Source organism: Amycolatopsis sp. NPDC114478 (assembly GCF_055633805.1).
In genome coordinates this window covers 23,583-41,956 of the sequence record NZ_JBVKDO010000042.1, presented here as the reverse complement: position 1 = coordinate 41,956, position 18,374 = coordinate 23,583, and the positions used below count along the sequence as shown (strand labels likewise).

Here is an 18,374-nt window from a genome sequence, read left to right as displayed (position 1 = left end):
CTCCGGCCGCGACGCTGTGATCACCTGCACCACACCAACATGATCAACTACCGGCCCGGCCGCTCCGACACCGGGTTACGAGACATCCCTTAGGCCTGACGTGACTTCGGTCCCTGGCTAGCGCGGCCGCTTTTCGAGGAACGACAGCACCTTTTCCCACAGTTCGTTGAACAGCTCTTCGGCGCCCCGCAGGAGCCGGTCGGCCGAGCCGGGCCTGCTGTAGTCGTCGAACACCAACACGGGGCTGGTCGAATCCGCGTCCCACTTCGCCGTGATGGACCCGTTGACGCCACTACCGGTGATGCGGGGCCATGCGAAGGCCATGGTCAACTTGCCGGACCACAGGGAATCGCCTTCACGCAGTACCAGCTCGCAGACCGGGTTGCCGTGCTGCTCCACGAGCACCTGGGCGGCCGTGTCCGTAACCCGTACCCGGCAGTTGAACCCGTAATCGACGAGCTGTGTCACCTCACTCCGGAAGAACTCGCCTACCTGGGCGAGCGTCGTATCGAGTACTTCTTGCTGGTTGAAGCTGAGTGGCGCGTTCTTCGGCTTGCGCACCTGCAGCGTCTTTTCGATCACCTTGCTGACTTCGAGAGGCTCCCGCTGTTCGCCGCGCGCTGTCGCGACTTTCTCGGCGACGACTTCGGCGAGTTGCCGTGGGGTGTAATCCGCGGCTCGCAAGTAGACGACGGCCGGGCTCAGGAGTTCGGGCGGTACGCGGACATCGTCCATCATGACCGGCAGGATGTAGCCGTCTCCGCGTTCGACGCCGGCGGTCATGGCCGTGTAGAGCTCGTCCATCGGGTAGGGGCCGGCGAGGTACTCCTGCGAAAGGAACGGAACCACAAATCGGGCCATCACGCCGCCGTAGACCTTGCGTAGTTGCGGGATGACGTTGGTGCCCCACAGCTGCGCGGTTTCGTTCCGATCGTAGAAGACACGCACGCCGAGTGCTTCGCACTGGCGAACGACCTGCTCGACATAGCCCCGCTGGGCGCCCGAAAAGGAGACCGCGACGTCGTATTCGTGCGGATCCACCATCACCCCACCTTAGCCGGGAACCTCAGTTGTCTTCACCGAATCTCCACCGGACCCGCCCGGGAAGTCCACGACGACCCGGCATCATCGGACCCGATGAACTGGTTGCGGGAATTCGAAGCGGAAGCCGAACGCCGTCGCGGCCGGGCGGACCCGCCCTGGGGGCGCGGGGCCCGGCTCCACCCCGACGTCGCGAAAAGCGTGCAGCGCTTCCAAGTCGGGGAGGCCGGGGACGGTGCCAACCTCATCGCGAAAGCCGGTGACGGCGACTACCTCGCCGCCGTCAAGCTCTTCGTCGCCGAGGAACAGAACCACGCGCGGATGCTCGCCGCGCTCCTGAACGCCGCCGGGGTTTCGACAATCGAACGGCACTGGTCCGACACCGTGTTCGTCCGGCTGCGGCGGGCCCTCTGGCTGCGGCTGGAGCTGATGGTGCTGCTCGTCGCCGAGGTCGTCGCGCTGCGGTACTACCGCGCCCTGCGCGATGGCAGCCGCGATCCGCTCGTCACGCAGGTCGCGGCCCGGATCCTCGCCGACGAGGAGCGGCACGTGCCCTTCCACTGCCACCGCCTGCGGATCGGGTTCGCCGGCCTCCCGAAACCCGTGCGCGCCGCGGTGTTCGGGGCCTGGCGGGTGTTGCTGATCGGCGTCGCGATCACCGTCGCGGTCGATCATGGGCCCGCGTTGCACCAGCTCGGCGTCGGACGGCTCGTCTTCGCCGCCGACGTGCTCACCGCCTTCGAAGCCGCCCTTGCGCGGATCCGGGGTGAGGAGCCGAAACCGAAACCGCACTACGTTCCGAAGCGGGCGAGGCCGCGCGGACTCGTCTAAAGCAACCGCGCCAGTTCTGTCAGCGACGCCGTGATCCGCTCCGGCGTCACCCCTCGCGCGCGCTGGTGCAGGTACAGCTCCGGGGCGAGCGGCGCCAGCAGGACGTCGGCCAGGACGTCCGGGTCGGGCGCGGCCGCCGCCAGCACCTTGACGTGCGCGCGCCAGAAGCCGTACGCCCCCGTCGTGAAGCGGGAGTGGCCGACCTCCGTGCCCAGCACCAGGGGCGCGTGCCGCTCCAGCAGCTCCACCATCGCCGCGTAGAACGCCGCCAGCCGCTCGGCCGGCGGCGCGCCCGGGCCCAGTGGCGGGTCGCCGCGCAGCAGGGACTCCTGCAGCCGGCGTTCGTGCTCGTCCAGGAGCGCGACGGCGATGGACGCGCGGTCCGGGTAACGGCGGTAGAGCGTCCCCCGGCCGACGCCGGCCGCGCGTGCGATGTCTTCCATCGTCACGTCCGCCGCGCCGCGGGCGGTGAACAGCTCCTCCGCCGCCTCGAGGATCTTCGCGCGGTTGCGGGCCGCGTCGGCGCGTTCGGGCATGGCGGCAGCCTAGGGAATAAGCGGACGCGGCGTCCAGTTGACGTCAAGTGGACACCGCGTCCACTTGAGGAGGAACCGTGACCCACTTGCTGCACCTCGACTCCAGCGCCCGCCGCACGTCGTTCTCGCGCGAGCTGACCGCGCGCTACGCCGCCGGCTGGCCGGGCACCCGGACCTACCGCGACCTCGCCGCCGACCCGGTCCCGGTGATCGGCGAGGCGTGGACCGAGATCTGCGACGCCCTGCTCACCGCGGGGATCACCGACCCGGCGCACTACGCCGACGTCGTCGAGACGCCCTCGCACAAGCAGGCCTGGGCGATCGTCGAACCCCTGCTGGCGGAACTGCTGGAGGCTGACGTCGTCCTGATCGGCGCGCCGATGTACAACTTCTCGATCCCGGCGGCGCTCAAGACCTGGATCGACCAGGTGACGTTCCCGCGGATGTCCCTGCGCGGCAAGGCGTTCGTCATCGCCGGCGCCCGTGGCGGGACGTACGCGCCGGGCACGCCGAGAGCGCCGTTCGACCACCACGAGCGCTACCTGCGCGACTTCATCGCCGGGCACTACGACGTCGACGACGTCCGGTTCGTGCACGCCGAGCTGACCAACGCCCTCGTCGACCCGCACCTGGCGGCGCGCGAAGAAGAGCGGGTCGCGTCGCGCGAAGCGGCGCTGAAGGCGCTCTGATGGGCTGGGTGACGCTCGTCTTCGCCGGGCTCGTCGAGATCGCCTGGTCGCAGAGCATCAAACCGACGGAGAACTTCACGCGGCCGTGGCCGACGCTCCTGTGCTTCGTGCTCGGCGCCGCGGCCGTCTACCTGCTGTCGCGCGCGATGGACACCGTCCCGGTGGGCACCGCCTACGCGGTGTTCACCGGGATCGGCGCCGTCGGCGCGATCGTGCTCGGCGTCGTCGTGAGCGAGGACCCGCTCAGCGTCGGCCGGGTGGCCGCGCTGGCCCTGATCGTCGGCGGCGTCGTGCTCGCCCGCGTCACTTCGTGAGCTGCTCCCACAGGAACTCGAAGACCAGCGCCCACTTGAACGCCAGCTGCTCGTTGTCCGCCGCGGCCCCGTGGCCGCCTTCGATGTTCTCGTGGTAGCGGACGTCGTGCCCCTGCTCACGCATGCGCGCCACCATCTTGCGGGCGTGAGCGGGGTGCACGCGGTCGTCGCGCGTCGACGTCACGAAGAGCGAAGGCGGGTACGAGCGTCCACTGTGGACGTTCTGGTACGGCGAGTACTTCGAGATGTACTCCCATTCCGCGCCTTCGTCGGGGTCGCCGTACTCGGCCATCCACGACGCGCCGGCCAGCAGCAGGTGGTAGCGGCGCATGTCCAGCAGCGGCACCTGGCTGACGATCGCGCCGAACCGGTCCGGGTAGCGCGTCAGCATGACGCCCATCAGCAGGCCGCCGTTGCTGCCGCCCTGGATGCCGAGCTTGTCCGGCGTCGTGATGCCGCGTTCGACGAGGTCCGTGGCCACCGAAGCGAAGTCCTCGTACACGCGGTGGCGCTCGGCCTTGATCGCCTGCGTGTGCCAGCTCGGCCCGTACTCGCCGCCGCCGCGGATGTTCGCGACGACGTACGTGCCGCCGCGCGCGAGCCAGCCGCGGCCGATCATGCCGCTGTAGGACGGCGTCAGCGAGACTTCGAAGCCGCCGTAGCCGGTCAGCAGCGTCGGGCCGCCTTCGGCGTCGGACGGCCGGACGACGAAGTACGGGATCTTCGTGCCGTCCTCCGACGTCGCGAAGTACTGCGCGACGCTCATCCTCGAAGCGTCGAAGAACGCCGGAGCCTGCTTCAGGACTTCGACCTCTTCGCCGACGTGGCCGTAGCTCAGCGTCGACGGCTGGAGGAAGCCGCTGGAGTCGATCAGGTACTCGTCGCTGACGTCTGGGTCGGTGTCGAAGATGTCCGCGCTGCCGAACTCCGGGCCGCCGGACAGCGGCTCGTCGGTCCAGCCGTCCGGGCCCGGCGTCAGGGTGCGCAGCTCGGTGCGGACGTCGCGCAGCGTCCCGAGCAGCAGGTGGTTGCGCGTCCAGGCCCAGTAGTCGAGCGAGGTGTGGTCGTCGGGCGTGAAGAGCGTCGTGAAGGTGCGCTCGCCGCCCATGAAGTCGTCGAACCGGATGGCGATCAGCGACCCCGCCGGGTGCTCGGTGCCGTCGACGGTCCACGCCGTGCGCGGCCGGACCAGCAGCCACTCGCGGTGGACCGACGCGCTCGCGTCGTCGGGGACGTCGATCTTGAGCAGCGCTTCCGGCGTGCGCAAGTACAGCTCGGAGCGGTAGAAGTCGATCGCGCGGCTGACGAAGTCGCGCTCGAAGCCCTCGGTCGGGTCGTGGGACGCGCCGATCGAGACGTCGTCCGGCTTGCCCTCGTAGACCGTGACGGCTTCTTCGAGAGGCGTGCCGCGGCGCCACTCCTTGGCCAGCCGCGGGTAGCCGGAGCTGGTCAGCGTGCCTTCGCCGAAGTCGGTGCCGATGTAGACGCGGTCCTCGTCGATCCAGCCGATCCGCGTCTTGGCCTCCGGCACGGTGAAGCCGCCCTCGACGAACTCGTGCGCGTCGAGGTCGAACTCGCGCACGACCGTCGCGTCCGCGCCGCCGCGGGACAGCTCGACCAGGCCGCGCCGGTAGTCCGGCCGCAGCACGGTCGCGCCCTGCCAGACCCAGTTTTCGCCCTCGGCCTCGGCCAACGCGTCGACGTCGATCAGCAGCTCCCACTCGGGTTCGGCCCGGCGGTAGGACTCCAGCGTCGTCCGCCGCCACAGGCCGCGCGGGTGGCTCGCGTCCTGCCAGAAGTTGTAGAAGAACTCGCCGCGGCGGCGGACGTACGGGATCCGGTCGTCGGCGTCGAGCACCTCGCGCAGCTCGTCACGCAGCTCGGCGAAGCGCGCGCCGCGGGTCAGCTCGGCCAGCGTCTCGTCGTTGCGGGCGCGCACCCAGCCGAGCGCGTCGTCGCCGGTCACGTCTTCCAGCCACAGGTACGGATCCTCGACACTCATGCCGTTCAGTTTCGCCCGCTCGAGGCCCTGGTGGCCACCGGGACGTGTTTTCGTTTCGTGATCCTTCCCTCTCCGGGGGTCCGTATGCTGGTGCCACCGAGCAGGGGGAGAACGTGAACGACGACGGAGTGTTCGGTTTTCCCGCGCCGCCGGCCGGGGACCGGTCACCGGAACCCGCGTGGGCCCCGGAGCCCAACCCCTGGGCGCCGAACTGGGCCGCCGCGCCGCCCGTCCCGATCGCTCCGCCGCGCAGCCGGCTCTGGGGTGCCGTCGCCGGGGTCCTCGTCGTCGTGCTGGCGATCTCGCTGATCGCGGCCACCATCCCGCACCGCGTCGACGGGCACGCGTACGTCGCCCAAGGCGTCGACACGGGCCGCGCGTACAGCGGTGGTTCGGACGGCAAGCCCGCGAAACCGGTGCCGGAGCTGGCGCGCAACCCGCTGCTCTCGACCGGCATCACGCCCGGCCCCGCGACGTGCGCGCTACCCGACCTCGGCCGGGCGCCCGCGCAGCTCAAGGCCTACTACGGCGCGCTCGTCGACTGCCTGGAGCAGTCGTGGCGCCTTGCACTGGAGAAGGCGAACGAGCCGACGCTGACCGCCACGGTCTCGGTGACGCTGCCCGAGCACAGCGCGTGCGGCGCGGCGCCGACGGAGAACGAAGCCGTCGCCTACTACTGCGGCGGCGACACCGCGATCTACGCCCCGACCGACTGGATGCTGTCGGACGCCGGGCTCAACAAGGCCCGCCACATCGCGACGATCGCCCATGAGTACGGCCACCACGTGCAGCGCGAGAGCGGCATCCTGGCCGCGGCGGCGGACAAGATGACCTCGCCGAACGAGGACACCGCGGCCGACAAGGAGGTCGTCCGGCGCATCGAGCTGCAGGCGAACTGCTTCGGCGCGCTGTTCCTGGCCGCGGTCGCGGGCACGGGCTCGGTCAGCCGGTCGCTGGCGAACGCCGCCGTCGCCGACTACGGCCGCGCCAACGACAGCGACACGCACGGCTCGCGCGAGCACCAGCTGACGTGGGCGAAAGCCGGCTACGACGGCAAGAACACCAAGGCGTGCGACACGTGGAGCGCCGCGCCCGCCGACATCAGCTGACGGTCCAGGCCGGGTCGCGGCCGAGCAGCGCGAGGAACCGGTCGAGCTCGCTCGCGTCCGGTGCCGTGCCGAGGCTGTGGGCGAAGGAGCCGTTCTTCTCGCGGCCCTCGTCCGGGATCCGTTCGGCCAGCTGCAGGGCGGCGTGCACGGCGTCGGCGTCGGGCTCGTAGGGCAGGCCGAGCGTGCGGGCCAGGTCCCAGCCGTGCGCGACGGTGTCGACGAGGTGCATGTGCGCGGCGATCGTGCCGGGGAACGTGCCGAAGTGGTTGATCGTGAGCTGCCGCTCCAGCACGGCGTCGTCGGCGAAGGCTTCGAGGAAGTCGTCGACGGACGCCTGGTAGGCGGCGCGGGCGTCGTCGCCGAGGTCGCCGGCGTCCCAGTCCGGGGCCGAGCCTTCGCGGGCCGCGGTCGCGAAGGCGTGGTTCTCGCTGACCTGGTGGCGGAGCAGGTCTTCCAGGATCCAGCCGGCGCACGGGGTCGGGCGCCGGAGGTCTTCCGGCTGGGCGGTGGCGACGATCTTGTCGAGGACGAGCAGGGTGCGGCGGTCGAGTTCGCGGAGATCCATGCTTCGCACGCTAGGCGGGGGAGCGGACCACGAGAAGTGCCAAATCCGCGCCTGTTCCGGTGTGCCAATCTGGGGTGATGGACGTCCACATCGACCTGACCGGCACGCGCGGGCACCGCGACGCGATCTACCGGCAGCTGCGCGCGGCGATCCTGGACGGCCGGATCCGGCCCGGTGAGGCGCTGCCGCCGACGCGGGAGCTGGCGCAGCGGCTGGCGGTCTCCCGGACGACCGTCAGCGCGGCCTACGACCGGCTCACCGCCGAGGGGTTCCTTGCCGGGCGCGTCGGCGCGGGCACGTTCGTCACGGGTTCTTCCTTGACGCGCCCCGCGCCGTCCTCGGTGTCGGGTGTCCGGCCGCTGCCGGAGTGGGACGCGGTGCCGGCGCCGCCCGCGCCGTTCGCGCCGGCCCCGGAGTTCGACTTCCGGCCCGGCGTCCCGGACCTCACGCGGTTCCCGTTCGACACGTGGCGCCGGCTCGTCACGCAGCGGCTGCGTGCGGGCCAGGCCGACTTGATGACCTACGGCGACCCGCAGGGACTCGGTTCCTTGCGCACGGAGATCGCGCGGCACATCGGGGTGTCGCGGGACGTCCGGGCGACCGCGGCGCAGGTCGTCGTCACCGCGGGTGCCCAGCAGACGACGGACCTGGTCGGACGGGTGCTGCTGCGTCCGGGTGACGTGGCCGCCGTCGAGGACCCCGGCTACCCGCCGCCGCGGCTGGTGCTGGCCGCGCGAGGCGTGCGTGTGGCGCCGGTGCCGGTGGACGGTCACGGGATCGTCGTCAGCGCGATCCCGGACGAGGCGCGGCTGGTCTACGTGACGCCGTCGCACCAGTACCCGCTGGGGTTGTCGATGTCGCTGGAGCGCCGGCTCGAGCTGCTGGACTGGGCCGAGCGGCACGACGCCGTGCTCGTCGAGGACGACTACGACACGGAGTTCCGCTACACCGGACGGCCCCTGGAACCGTTGCACAGCTTGGATTCCCGCGGCCGGGTCGTGTACGTCGGGTCGTTTTCGAAGGTGCTGTCGCCGGCGCTGCGGCTGGGGTTCCTCGTCGCGCCGCCGTCGCTCGTACCGGCGCTGGTGAAGGCCCGGTACCTCACGGACTGGCACGCGCCGAACGTCGAGCAGGCGGCGCTGGCGGCGTTCATGGCCGAGGGCGGCTTCGCCCGGCACGTCCGGCGGATGCGGAAGGTCTACCGCGAGCGGCACGAGCTGCTGTCGTCGCTTCTTCCGGGCTTCGGCTTCTTGACGCCGTTGCCGTCTTCGGCCGGGCTGCACGTGAGCGCGGTTTCCTCGTCGGATCTGTCGTCTTTGGTGCGTCGCGCCCGCCGGCACGGCGTCCGGCTCTACTCGCTGGGGGACTTCGCGGTGGGCGAGCGGCGGCACGGGCTCGTGTTCGGTTACGGTGCGGTCGCGACGGAGCGGATCGGGCCCGGACTGGCCCGGCTGCGTGAGCTGGCGGACGGGGGAGCGGCGTGACCGACGACGTGATGGTGGCGATCGACGCCGGTCTCCGGCAGCACATCGGCGGCGACCGCGAGGGCGCGTACGCGACGTTCACGGCGTTGTGGGCGTCGATCGGCCCGGACGGCGACCCGCTGCACCGCGTCGCGCTGGCGCACCACATGGCCGACGTCTGCGACGACCCGGCGGAGGAGCTGGAGTGGGACCTGCGCGCGCTGGCGGCGGCGGACTCGCTGACCGACTCGCGGGCCCAGGAGTACCACTCGTCGCTGGCCGTGCGCGGGTTCTACCCGTCGTTGCACCTCAACCTGGGTGAGGACTACCGCAAACTGGGTGACCTGACGGCGGCGCGCGAGCAGCTGGAACTGGCCCGAGCCCGCCTCGACGCCCTGTGCGACGACGACTACGCGGCCGGAATCCGCTCGGCACTGGACGGCCTGGCCGAACGCCTCGGCTGAATCGTTTTCAATACCACGAAAACGCCCCGTTTGCCGGACTTTCGCCCAGGTCCCGGCACCCTTACCCTGTGGTGATCCAGCTCACCGACGGGAAGGATCGCCATGCGGATTGCGGATCTGCTGCGCAAGAAGGGGTCGGCGGTCGCAACGGTCACCCCGGAGACCACGGTGACCGCGCTGCTGACCGGCCTGGCCGAACAGAACGTGGGCGCGATGGTGGTCGTGGCCCCGGACGGATCGATAGCGGGGATCGTCTCGGAACGCGACGTGGTCCGCCGCCTGAACGACCGCGGCCCGGGCCTGTTGGACGGACCGGTGTCGGAGATCATGACGAAGCTGGTGGCGAGCTGCTCCCCGGACGACTCGGTGGACCAGCTGTCGGTCCTGATGACGGAGCGCCGAATCCGGCACGTGCCCGTGCTGGCCGACGGGCGGCTGGCCGGGATCGTGTCCATCGGGGACGTGGTGAAGAACCGGATGGAGGAGTTGGAGAAGAGCCAGGAACAGCTGGAGGCCTACATCTCACAAGGCTGACCGGAACAGCCTTCCGAAGACGGCGAGGAGAAAGCCGGGTAGACCAGTCACGGCAGGTCTGCCCGGCCCGCTCTTCCCCTGACTTTCGCCGCGATTCGAGATGTGCGAGCCGGATGAGCTCGAACGCCACTCGCGCAGCCGTCACGCCGCGAGTGGAGCGCGGGGCTGCGGATCGCGTTCACGTGGCACGCTTGCCTTCGCAGATGGCCGAGGTTGTACTCGCGGCCGGTTTTGTCGGTCCCCGGTGCGACTCTGACGAGGTGTACCAGCACCTGGATCCCGGGCCGGCCCCAGCCGGAACTCGCTTTGCGCAGCGCACTACAGGAAGTGGTGGCGCTTGAAACTGCGCGGGATTGCGCGCCGTGATCGCGACACCGATGCTGAACTGACCGAGTTGGGCTGGCTCGTCGTGAGGGTGTGGGAACACGAAGATCCGCTGGAAGCGGCGGAACGGATCGGGTTGCTCGAGCGCAACCGGAAGGCATCGACGGCCGTTCAATCGGACGTCTTGGTCGAACGGCCGAAGCGCTGACGGCGATCACTCGCGCCAGCCGGACAGCTCCACACCCTTGGCCACATCCACTCGGTACGACAGCTTCACCTCACCCGTCTGCCCCGGTGCGAGCGTCAGCTTCCACGTCAACTCACCCAGCTCCGACGTCTCCACCGGCTCCGGCGAAGTCTTCACGTCCTTCACAGTGATCCCGTCGTCCCGAGAAACCGGCGCCTGATCCAGCACCGTCACCACAGCTTCCCGAGGCCCGTGGTTGCCCACGGAAATCTTGTACTCAGCCTCACGCCGCCGCTGCCCCGACAACGTCGCCTTCGAAGCCGTCCGCCGGACCAGTTCGCGCTCGACGCGGATCCGATCGTCCGCCCCCAACGCCAGCTCCAGCTCCTCCCCAGGAGCCCAAGCCTCCAAAGACGTAGTCCCGACGAACTCAGCGTCATGGAACACCGAAGCCCGCCCAGGCCGCAAAGCGAGCGAAGACGTATTGACGACCGTAGCCCGCAGATACGCCTCCTCGGCCAACACCGGCGCGGTGACGTACCCGAGCGAAGCCGTGAGATCCAATTGAGCCAACGTGGTCCGATGGCCGGAAGCCCCCGACGGCACCGCCACTGGACGCGAAGGCCGGTACGTCACCGCCGTCGTCCCCTGCTCCACCGAAGCCAGCTTCGGCGCCATAGCCGGAGCTGCAGCGGCAGCGGCGAAGCGCATCCGCGCCCCATCGGGAACACCGCCGCCCGACCCGCCGTACGCCGCCGCCGGAGCGGGCGGGACAGGGTGGACGCGGTCCAGGAACCACGGCGACAACTCCGGTACCACCACGGAAACCGCCGGCCGCGCGGTCGACAAAGCGAGTTCGCACTCCGGCCAGTCCTCACCCGTGTACTGGCTGACCAGCCCGTACGACATCACCGTGACGTCCGTGCCGCGAACCCGGACGTCGTACCCCGGCTCCCAGCTCGCGCCCGGGACCACATAGGACAGTTCCAGCTCGGCCGATCCGGAAGTGTCCGAGATCTCCAGCTCCACCACCACCGACGTACTGTCCTCTTCGGACTGCGCGCTGTGGGACTCGATCCGCCGATCCAAAGCAGCGAGGTCCTCGCGCAGCCGGGTGATCCGATCGGACAACACCCGCCGCGCCTTCAACGCCGACGCCAGCCTCGAACTCAAAGCGTCGGTCACCTCGGTGACGCGCGACGGCTCGGCGGTCCCGGCCGCCAGCGCCTTCGCGAAGCTGCCGCCGCTGCGCTTCGCGAGCGAAGTCAGCAGATCCACCTTCATCGCTTCGGCCGCTTCGTCGTCCACGACGCCGTCGAGCGTCGCCTGGTCCGCGCGTCGCTGCTCCACCAAAGCCCGCAACGCGGCGTCGGCCGGCGAAGCGTGCCGCTCGGTGCGGACGTCGACGCCCGTGATCAGTGCGGGACCGGTCCCGGTGACGCGCACCGAAGCCGGGTCGAGCGACAGGGGGAGCCCGGCGAACGTCAGGCGCGGCCCGGCGTCGAGCGGGGCCTTGCCCCGGCGGGTGATCCGGGCCTGCTGCGGGTAGACGGTCACGGCGGCGATCGGTGCTTCCACGGTCGGCATGCCCCCGACGTTAGTCTCTTGACACTCCCGAGGCCGGAGCGGAAGTCTCGACAGTCGTCCGCTTCGCCCGGCTTGGGGGTTTGAGTGAAAGCCGCACGAACCGCAGTCCTGCTCTTCGCACTGGCGACCCTGCCGCTGACCGCGGTGCCCGCCGAGGCCGCCCCGCCCGGCCCGGTCTTCACCGGCGGCCAGGCCCAGCCGGTGTTCGACCCCGCCGACGTCGTCCGCGAAGACGTCTGGGTCACCGCGCCGGTCGACAGCGACCACGACGGCCAGGACGACCTCGTGCACGCCCAGGTCGTCCGCCCGCGCGCGACGCAGCAGGGGCTGAAGGTCCCCGTCATCTACCAGGCCAGCCCGTACTACGCCGGCGGCAACGACGTCGCGAACCACGACGTCGACGTCGAGCTCTACGCGCCCGGGTACGCGCGCGGCCCCGAAGGCCCGCGCGTCGCCGCGCACGGCGTCGGCCCGGCCACCCCGATCACCTGGCGCTACCAGGACTACTTCACCGCCCGCGGGTTCGCCGTCGTCTACGGCGAGTCGCTCGGCACCGGCCTCTCCACCGGCTGCCCGACGACCGGCGACGTCAACGAGACGATCGGCGCGCGCTCGGTCGTCGACTGGCTCAACGGCCGCACGGCCGCGAAAGACGCGAACGGCGCCCCGGCGAAGGCCGACTGGAGCACCGGCAAGACCGGCATGATGGGCGTCTCCTACAACGGGACGCTGCCGAACGCCGTCGCGAGCACCGGCGTCGAGGGCCTCGAGACGATCGTGCCGATCGCCGCGATCTCCAGCTGGTACCAGTACTACCGCAACGCCGGCGCCGTCGTCGCGGCCGGCGGGTACCAGGGCGAGGACGCCGACGTGCTCGCCGAGTACGTCTACACCCGCGCCGACCGGCAGGTCTGCCGCCCGGTGATCGACGGCCTGACCCGCGACCAGGACCGCGTGACCGGCGACTACACGCCGTTCTGGGACGTCCGCAACTACCGCAACGACGTCGCCAAAGTGCACGCGTCGGTGCTCGCGGTGCACGGCCTCAACGACTGGAACGTCAAGACCGACCAGGTCGCGGAGTGGTACGAAGCGCTGAAGGCGCACGGCGTCGAGCACAAGATCTGGCTGCACCAGTCCGGCCACGCCGACCCGTACTCGCTGCGGCGTGACGTCTGGCTCGCGACGCTGAACAAGTGGATGTCGCACTACCTCTACGGCATCGACAACGGCATCCAGAACGAGCCGAAGGCGACGATCCAGCGCGAGGACCTGTCCTGGGCCGACGAGGCCGACTGGCCGGCGCCGGGCACCGCCGACGTCCGCGTCTACCCGTGGCCGGGCGGCCGCTCGAAGGGCGCCATCGACACCCGCAACCCGGTCCCGGGCACGGCGGCCGTCGAGACGCTCGCGGACGACTCGTCGAAGACGATCGAGCAGCTCGCCGGCCTCGCTTCGTCCGGCAACCGGCTGCTGTACGCGACTTCGGCGGCGAAGCAGTCTGTACGCCTCTCCGGCACCGCGCGCGCCGACCTGGCGCTGGCGTTCGACCGGCCCGCGGCGAACGTCTCGGCGATCCTGCTCGACCGCGCTCCCGACGGCACGTCCCACATCATCAGCCGCGGCTGGACCGACCCGCAGAACCGCACGTCGCCGGCTCGCACCGAGCCGATCAGCCCGGGGCAGACCTACCGGATCGGCGTCGAGCTGATGCCGAAGGACTACATCCTCGCGGCGGGTCACCGGCTGGAGTTCCTGCTGGCTTCGAGCGACCACGACTACACGCTGCGGCCGAAGCCGGGCGCGGGGCTGGCACTCGACCTGACCAGGACGTCGGTGACGCTGCCGGTGACGGGCGGCAAGCCGGCGCTGCGAGCCGCGTTCGGCTGATGCTGCCGGAACACCTGGACGCCGATGTCCGCACGTTGTGGGAGTACCACGACCTGCGGCACGAACCGCGGCGTTCCGACGTCGGGATCGGGCTGGGCAGCCGCGATCCCGGCGTCGCCGTGCACACCGCCGAGCTGTTCCACGCCGGACGCTTCCCGCTCGTCGTATTCACCGGCGCCAACGCGCCGACGACGGTGGAGCGTTTCCCCCGCGGCGAAGCGGTCCACTACCGCGAAATCGCGCTGGAGCTGGGCGTGCCGGACGACGTGATCCTGGTCGAACCGGCGGCCCGCAACACCGGCGACAACATCGCGTTCACCCGCCGCCTGCTCGCCGGCCGCGAGATCGCGTCGGTGACCCTCGTGACGCGGCCGTACCAGCAGCGTCGCGCGTATGCGACGGCGAAGCGGCTCTGGCCCGGCATCGACGTCGTGTGCGCGTCGAAGGCGGTGTCGTTCGAGGACCACGTCACCGGGGAAGAGGACGTCGAGCGCGTGGTCAGCATGCTCGTCGGCGAGACGCAGCGGATCATCGAGTACGCGGCGCGCGGCTTCGCGATCCCACAGCCCGTCCCGGCCGGCGTCGAGCGGGCGTTCGGCAGGCTGGCCGCGGCCGGCTTCACCCAGCGGCTGTTGCCGCCTCGACCGCCGAACCCACCTTGGAAAGCCTGCGCGCCCAGCTGACCGGAACCGTCCACCCCGGCTACGACGTCGCCCGCTCGGTCTGGGACGGGCAGATCGACCGCCGCCGCGCTGCGCGAAGGCCGATGTCCATCGTCCGAGTCAGTCCGCGATGCCCGCCCGGTAGGCGAAGGCGACCGCCTGCGCGCGGTCGCGCAACCCGGCCTTGGTGAACAGGTGGTTCACGTGGGTCTTCACGGTCGCCTCGCTCACCACGAGCGTGCGCGCGATCTCCGTGTTCGACAGGCCCGCCGCGATCAGCCGCAGCACCTCGATCTCGCGGGCGGTCAGGCCTTCGACCTCCTTGACCCGCCGGGGCGAGCTGCGGGTGGCGGCCTCGACCAGCCGCCGCTGCAGTTCGCCGTCCACTGTGGACTGTCCGGCGGCGGCCGAGCGCAACGCCCGCGCGATCGCTTCGGCGTCGGCGTCCTTGGTGAGAAAACCGCGGGCGCCGGCACGCAAGGCGGCCAGCAGCGACTCGTCGTCGGCGTACGTGGTCAGGACGACGACCTCGGTGCCCGGGTGCTCCGCGCGGATCCGTTCGGTGGTCTCGACGCCGTCGCAGCGCGGCATCCGCAGGTCGACCAGGACGACATCGGGGTGGTGCGCGGCGACGAGGTCGAGCGCGGCCAGGCCGTCGGCGGCGGCGCCGACCACCTCGACGCCGGGCAGCAGCCCGAGCAGGGTGACCAGGCCTTCCCGGACCACCGCCTGGTCGTCGGCCAGCACGACGCGCAGCGTCACGCCGGCACCGTCAGGTGAATCCGCCATCCGTCCTCCCCCGGCCCGCTGTCCAGGCGCCCGTCGAGCAGTGCGACCCGCTCGTTCATCCCGCGCAAACCGTAGCCTGCGGCCGGTGCGTCGGGCGGCCGCCTGCCCTGCCGGTCGGCCACGGTCAGCTCGACCGACCCGTCGGTGTACCCCAACGTGACGTCGACGTCGGCCTTCGCCGCGTGCTTGCGCGTGTTGGCCAGCGCTTCCTGCACCGCGCGGACCAGCGCGGTGCCGACCGCGGCGTCGAGTTCGCGCGGTTCGCCCTCGACCTTGAGGTCCGCGCGTGCCCCGCTGTCGAGCCGGTAGGCGGCCAGCAGGTCGGCGATCGCGCGTTCGACGGGAACGGCGTCCTCGCGCAGCGCGGCCACGGCCTTGCGGGCCTCGGCGAGGCCGTCCGACGCGAGCTTCTGCGCCCGTTCGATCTGCGCGACGGCGTCCGGGCTGGCTCCGTCGCGCACCAGCATGAGCCGGGCGCCCTGCAGGTTCAGGGACAGCCCGGCCAGCGAGTGCGCGAGCACGTCGTGCAGCTCGCGGGCGATGCGGGCGCGTTCGGCGAGGGCGGCCGCGCGGGCGTGCTCCTCGGTGGCCGTCTGCGCGCGGGCCAATGCCAGCTCGGTCTGTTCGATGCGGGCGATCCGGGTCCGCCGGTTCAGGCCGAGCAGCACGATCACGGCGAGGACCGTGTACGTCGCCAATGCGCCGTCCCAGGCATCGTGCAGGGACGCCCACCCGGTGATCGCCCCCAGGTCGAACGCGGTGGCGAGCAAGATCGGCACGGTCGAATACCGGAGCACGACGAAGAACGTGGTGCTGAACATCGTCACCGACGCCCAGCTGTTCGGCACCAGCGCCCAGAGCGTGCCGGCGCAGAGGATCACGGCCAGGAGCAGCGCCGGCGGCAGCCGTCGGCCGCCGACGTCGTACAGCCACAGCAGGGGGATCGACAAGGCCAGGGTGGTCCCGATCAGGATCCAGGCGAGTGTGTTCGCCCGGGGCATCGCAGCGAACATCGGGACCGCGATCAACGCCCAGCGCAGGTAGGCCTGTCCCTGGGGAAACCGGTCGAACCGGGCCAGTCCGGGCGTCATCTTCGAAGGTCCTCCGCGGGTGCTTGTACGGAAAATGTACCGACGGAGGCTTCCCTTCGTGGGGTCAAGCTGTCTCGTTTGTCAGGAGGTAAGCCCCATGTCCAGGTTGCGACGGCTCGCCGTGTTCGCCGCCGCCGCGGCGCTGCCCGCGCTCGGCCTCACCCTCGCCGGCCAGGCGCCCGCGTCGGCCGCGCCGAACTTCCAAGTGCCGTTCAAGTGCGGGGTCACCGTCACCGCGGCGACGTTCAGCGGCCACAGCCCCGAGTACTCGGTCGACTTCCAGAAGTCGGGCATCACGGGCATGCCGGTGCTCGCCGCGGCCTCCGGCACGGTGACCCGGGTCGCCGACGAAGGCAGCACGAGCTACGGCAAGTGGGTCGAGGTGGACCACGGCAGCGGCTGGCGCACCCGGTACGCGCACCTCTCGGCCCAGGAGGTCTCGGTCGGGCAGACGGTCGGCCTCGGCAAGGAGCTCGGCAAGGCGGGCGCGACCGGCGGCGTCACCGGCCCGCACCTGCACTTCGAAGAGCGGCTCGACGGCGTGGTGCAGAAGGCGAAGCTGAACGGCGTCGCCGTGCCGTACTACGGCCACACGGACTTCACGAGCAAGAACAGCTGCGGCGGCAACCCGTACTCCGCCGAAGAGGTCTGCGGCGACGGCTTCTCCGTGGTCGACCAGCAGGCGCTGGCGAACTCGTCGGGCACGGCGTACCTGCTGTACAACTCCTCGACCAAGGCGAACTGCGTGACGACGCTGAAGGCGACGTCGCTCGGCACGGCGAGCCCGGTCTCGGCGTTCCTTGAGGTCCAGGGCGCGGCGCGGGTGACCGATTCCGGCAGCTTCACCTACTACGCCGGGCCGGTGAAGAAGACCGCTGCGGCCACCTGCGTCAAGTGGGGCGGCTCGGTGGGCAGCAACACCTACGAAAGCGGTTTCGAGCACTGCGGCTGAGGCCGGACCGGTCGGTGGGGCCGGGCAGCATAGCCCGCCCCACCGACAAAAACCCGCCGCCCGGACGCCGCCCACCCGGTTCCGTCCACATCGGCCCCGGCCATCCACAGATTCGCCGCCACCGCCCCATCCCACCCCGTCCTGCCCCACGCTGGAGGCATGACCACTTCCACCCCGGCCGGCACCCCGCCGGTCGACCTCCGAAGCCCCGCGCAGCTGCTGGCCGCGCTCCCGTACCTGATCGGGTTCCGGCCCGCGAACTCCGTCGTCCTCATCGGCCGCCGGGCCGACCGGGTAGGCCTGGTCCTGCGCGGCGACCTCCCGCGCCCGGGAGAACGGACCCAGCAGGCCCGCGCGTTGGCGGCGAGGTACGTCCTGGCGCCACCCACGGCCGTGACGCTGGCGCTGATCGGCGGCGAGCGAAGACCCGGCGGCTCGCCACCGTACGCGGACTTCGCCGCCGAACTGGCGGCGGCGCTGGACGAGCTCGGCATCCCGGTGCTGCACACGTTGTGGGCCGCGGACATCGCCGAGGGAGCGCCCTGGAGCTGTTACGCGGATCCAGCCTGCGCCGGCGAGCTCCCGGACCCGAGGGCAACGGTGACGGCAGCATGGGCGACGGAAGCCGGCTGGGTGGCGTTCGACAGCCGAGACGAGCTGGCGGCGCTGCTGGCACCCCGTTCCCCGGAGGCATTGGCCCGCCGGACCGCGGCGTTGTCCAGGATGTCGTCGTTGCCCTGGCCGGAGTCGACGTGCGTTCCGGAGGCAGCCTCGGTGATCCGAGCGGCCTTCGAGCGCCAACGCCGCGGCTCAGGCCCGCCGACGGACGAGCAGGCTGTCTTGCTGGCGAGCGCGTTGACGCTCCCGGAGATCCGCGACGCGTGCTTGAGCATGGCGGCCCCACCCCACACCCCGGCAGCCCGCGAGGCAGAGCTGCTGTGGTTGATGCTGGTCCAGGAACTCCCAGCGCCAGAGCGCGCCGAAGCGGCAACGCTGCTGGGCTACGCGGCTTTCATGCGCGGCGACGGGACGTTCGCGGGCATGGCACTGGAGAACGCCCTGGAGGCGAACCCGAACCACGTGCTGGCGGGGCTGTTGAGAACCGTCCTGCAGCGAGGGATGCCCCCGAAGGAGTTGCTGGGGCTGGCGTTGTCGGCGGACCCGTCAGGCCTGGCGGGGTTCGGGTTGGAGCCACCGGACTTCGAGGGAGCAGGTGCGGGCTTGCCGGCGAGTGTCGCTTGTGGACATCCCGCGGTGGATAAGGCATGAGCGGCTCTGGAGGTCGTGGGGTGGCTGCCGTCCAGCCCCGACCCGGCGACCCCCGCCGCGAGCGCCCCTCCGAGA

19 protein-coding genes are annotated in these 18,374 nt (G+C 71.0%); 12 read left to right on the top strand and 7 right to left on the bottom strand.

Annotation, left to right across the window (positions count from 1 at the left end; translation table 11 throughout):
* Positions 1-117: 117 nt before the first annotated feature.
* A complete protein-coding gene (locus ACZ7OH_RS50555) occupies positions 118-1,044 on the bottom strand; it encodes a TIR domain-containing protein (protein WP_470287501.1) in 927 nt (308 codons plus the stop codon).
* A gap of 93 nt (positions 1,045-1,137) precedes the next feature.
* On the opposite strand from ACZ7OH_RS50555, the gene ACZ7OH_RS50550 reads away from it, so the two are divergent.
* Complete coding sequence (locus ACZ7OH_RS50550; protein WP_470287500.1) at positions 1,138-1,872, top strand: ferritin-like domain-containing protein; 735 nt, start codon at positions 1,138-1,140, stop codon at positions 1,870-1,872.
* Here the strand turns inward: ACZ7OH_RS50550 and ACZ7OH_RS50545 are convergent.
* Positions 1,869-2,408, bottom strand: a complete 540-nt coding sequence (locus tag ACZ7OH_RS50545) for a TetR/AcrR family transcriptional regulator (RefSeq protein WP_470287499.1) — start codon at positions 2,406-2,408, stop codon at positions 1,869-1,871. The two genes, ACZ7OH_RS50550 and ACZ7OH_RS50545, sit on opposite strands and share 4 nt — an antisense overlap.
* A 77-nt stretch (positions 2,409-2,485) precedes the next feature.
* On the opposite strand from ACZ7OH_RS50545, the gene ACZ7OH_RS50540 reads away from it, so the two are divergent.
* Together ACZ7OH_RS50540 and ACZ7OH_RS50535 are read left to right on the top strand one after the other, a co-directional pair.
* Positions 2,486-3,097, top strand: coding sequence for an FMN-dependent NADH-azoreductase (locus ACZ7OH_RS50540; protein ID WP_470287498.1), 612 nt, complete (start codon positions 2,486-2,488; stop codon positions 3,095-3,097).
* Positions 3,097-3,411, top strand: a complete 315-nt coding sequence (locus ACZ7OH_RS50535) for a DMT family transporter (RefSeq protein WP_470287497.1) — start codon at positions 3,097-3,099, stop codon at positions 3,409-3,411. Before ACZ7OH_RS50540 ends, ACZ7OH_RS50535 begins: the two co-directional genes overlap by 1 nt.
* Here the strand turns inward: ACZ7OH_RS50535 and ACZ7OH_RS50530 are convergent.
* Positions 3,401-5,413 carry a prolyl oligopeptidase family serine peptidase gene (locus ACZ7OH_RS50530; protein WP_470287496.1) on the bottom strand — a complete coding sequence of 671 codons (2,013 nt, stop codon included), beginning with the start codon at positions 5,411-5,413 and terminating at the stop codon, positions 3,401-3,403. The two genes, ACZ7OH_RS50535 and ACZ7OH_RS50530, sit on opposite strands and share 11 nt — an antisense overlap.
* Positions 5,414-5,526: 113 nt before the next feature.
* Between ACZ7OH_RS50530 and ACZ7OH_RS50525 the strand changes: the two genes are divergently transcribed.
* Positions 5,527-6,522, top strand: a complete 996-nt coding sequence (locus ACZ7OH_RS50525) for a neutral zinc metallopeptidase (protein WP_470287495.1) — start codon at positions 5,527-5,529, stop codon at positions 6,520-6,522.
* Here the strand turns inward: ACZ7OH_RS50525 and ACZ7OH_RS50520 are convergent.
* Positions 6,515-7,087, bottom strand: a complete 573-nt coding sequence (locus tag ACZ7OH_RS50520; RefSeq protein ID WP_470287494.1) for a TIGR03086 family metal-binding protein — start codon at positions 7,085-7,087, stop codon at positions 6,515-6,517. The two genes, ACZ7OH_RS50525 and ACZ7OH_RS50520, sit on opposite strands and share 8 nt — an antisense overlap.
* Before the next feature lie 77 nt (positions 7,088-7,164).
* Between ACZ7OH_RS50520 and pdxR the strand changes: the two genes are divergently transcribed.
* The 4 genes from pdxR (at position 7,165) to ACZ7OH_RS50500 (ending at position 10,080) form a co-directional block, all read left to right on the top strand.
* A complete protein-coding gene (gene pdxR, locus ACZ7OH_RS50515; protein WP_470287493.1) occupies positions 7,165-8,571 on the top strand; it encodes a MocR-like pyridoxine biosynthesis transcription factor PdxR in 1,407 nt (468 codons plus the stop codon).
* The gene (locus ACZ7OH_RS50510) at positions 8,568-9,014 is read left to right on the top strand and encodes a hypothetical protein (RefSeq protein ID WP_400889330.1); all 447 of its coding nucleotides are present in this window, start codon (positions 8,568-8,570) and stop codon (positions 9,012-9,014) included. The genes pdxR and ACZ7OH_RS50510 overlap by 4 nt, the downstream gene beginning before the upstream one ends.
* Before the next feature lie 102 nt (positions 9,015-9,116).
* On the top strand, positions 9,117-9,548 hold the full coding sequence (locus ACZ7OH_RS50505; RefSeq protein ID WP_470287492.1) for a CBS domain-containing protein: 432 nt from the start codon (positions 9,117-9,119) through the stop codon (positions 9,546-9,548).
* Positions 9,549-9,885: 337 nt separating this feature from the next.
* Positions 9,886-10,080, top strand: coding sequence for a hypothetical protein (locus tag ACZ7OH_RS50500; RefSeq protein WP_470287491.1), 195 nt, complete (start codon positions 9,886-9,888; stop codon positions 10,078-10,080).
* A 6-nt stretch (positions 10,081-10,086) separates the two neighbouring features.
* Here ACZ7OH_RS50500 and ACZ7OH_RS50495 read toward each other — a convergent pair whose 3' ends face one another.
* A complete protein-coding gene (locus tag ACZ7OH_RS50495; protein WP_470287490.1) occupies positions 10,087-11,646 on the bottom strand; it encodes a DUF4139 domain-containing protein in 1,560 nt (519 codons plus the stop codon).
* An 84-nt stretch (positions 11,647-11,730) separates the two neighbouring features.
* On the opposite strand from ACZ7OH_RS50495, the gene ACZ7OH_RS50490 reads away from it, so the two are divergent.
* Both ACZ7OH_RS50490 and ACZ7OH_RS50485 read left to right on the top strand, forming a co-directional pair.
* Positions 11,731-13,536: a Xaa-Pro dipeptidyl-peptidase gene (locus ACZ7OH_RS50490; RefSeq protein ID WP_470287489.1), complete on the top strand. Its 1,806-nt coding sequence runs from the start codon at positions 11,731-11,733 to the stop codon at positions 13,534-13,536.
* Entirely contained in the window at positions 13,536-14,219 is a 684-nt protein-coding gene (locus tag ACZ7OH_RS50485) for a YdcF family protein (protein ID WP_470287488.1), read from the top strand. The genes ACZ7OH_RS50490 and ACZ7OH_RS50485 overlap by 1 nt, the downstream gene beginning before the upstream one ends.
* A 99-nt stretch (positions 14,220-14,318) precedes the next feature.
* Here ACZ7OH_RS50485 and ACZ7OH_RS50480 read toward each other — a convergent pair whose 3' ends face one another.
* On the bottom strand, positions 14,319-14,960 hold the full coding sequence (locus ACZ7OH_RS50480; protein ID WP_400893332.1) for a response regulator: 642 nt from the start codon (positions 14,958-14,960) through the stop codon (positions 14,319-14,321).
* Positions 14,957-16,078: a sensor histidine kinase gene (locus tag ACZ7OH_RS50475; RefSeq protein ID WP_470287487.1), complete on the bottom strand. Its 1,122-nt coding sequence runs from the start codon at positions 16,076-16,078 to the stop codon at positions 14,957-14,959. The genes ACZ7OH_RS50480 and ACZ7OH_RS50475 overlap by 4 nt, the downstream gene beginning before the upstream one ends.
* A gap of 97 nt (positions 16,079-16,175) precedes the next feature.
* On the opposite strand from ACZ7OH_RS50475, the gene ACZ7OH_RS50470 reads away from it, so the two are divergent.
* A complete protein-coding gene (locus tag ACZ7OH_RS50470; protein ID WP_470287486.1) occupies positions 16,176-17,030 on the top strand; it encodes a M23 family metallopeptidase in 855 nt (284 codons plus the stop codon).
* 159 nt (positions 17,031-17,189) lie between these two features.
* A complete protein-coding gene (locus ACZ7OH_RS50465) occupies positions 17,190-18,299 on the top strand; it encodes a DUF4192 domain-containing protein (protein WP_470287485.1) in 1,110 nt (369 codons plus the stop codon).
* Positions 18,300-18,374 lie beyond the last annotated feature (75 nt).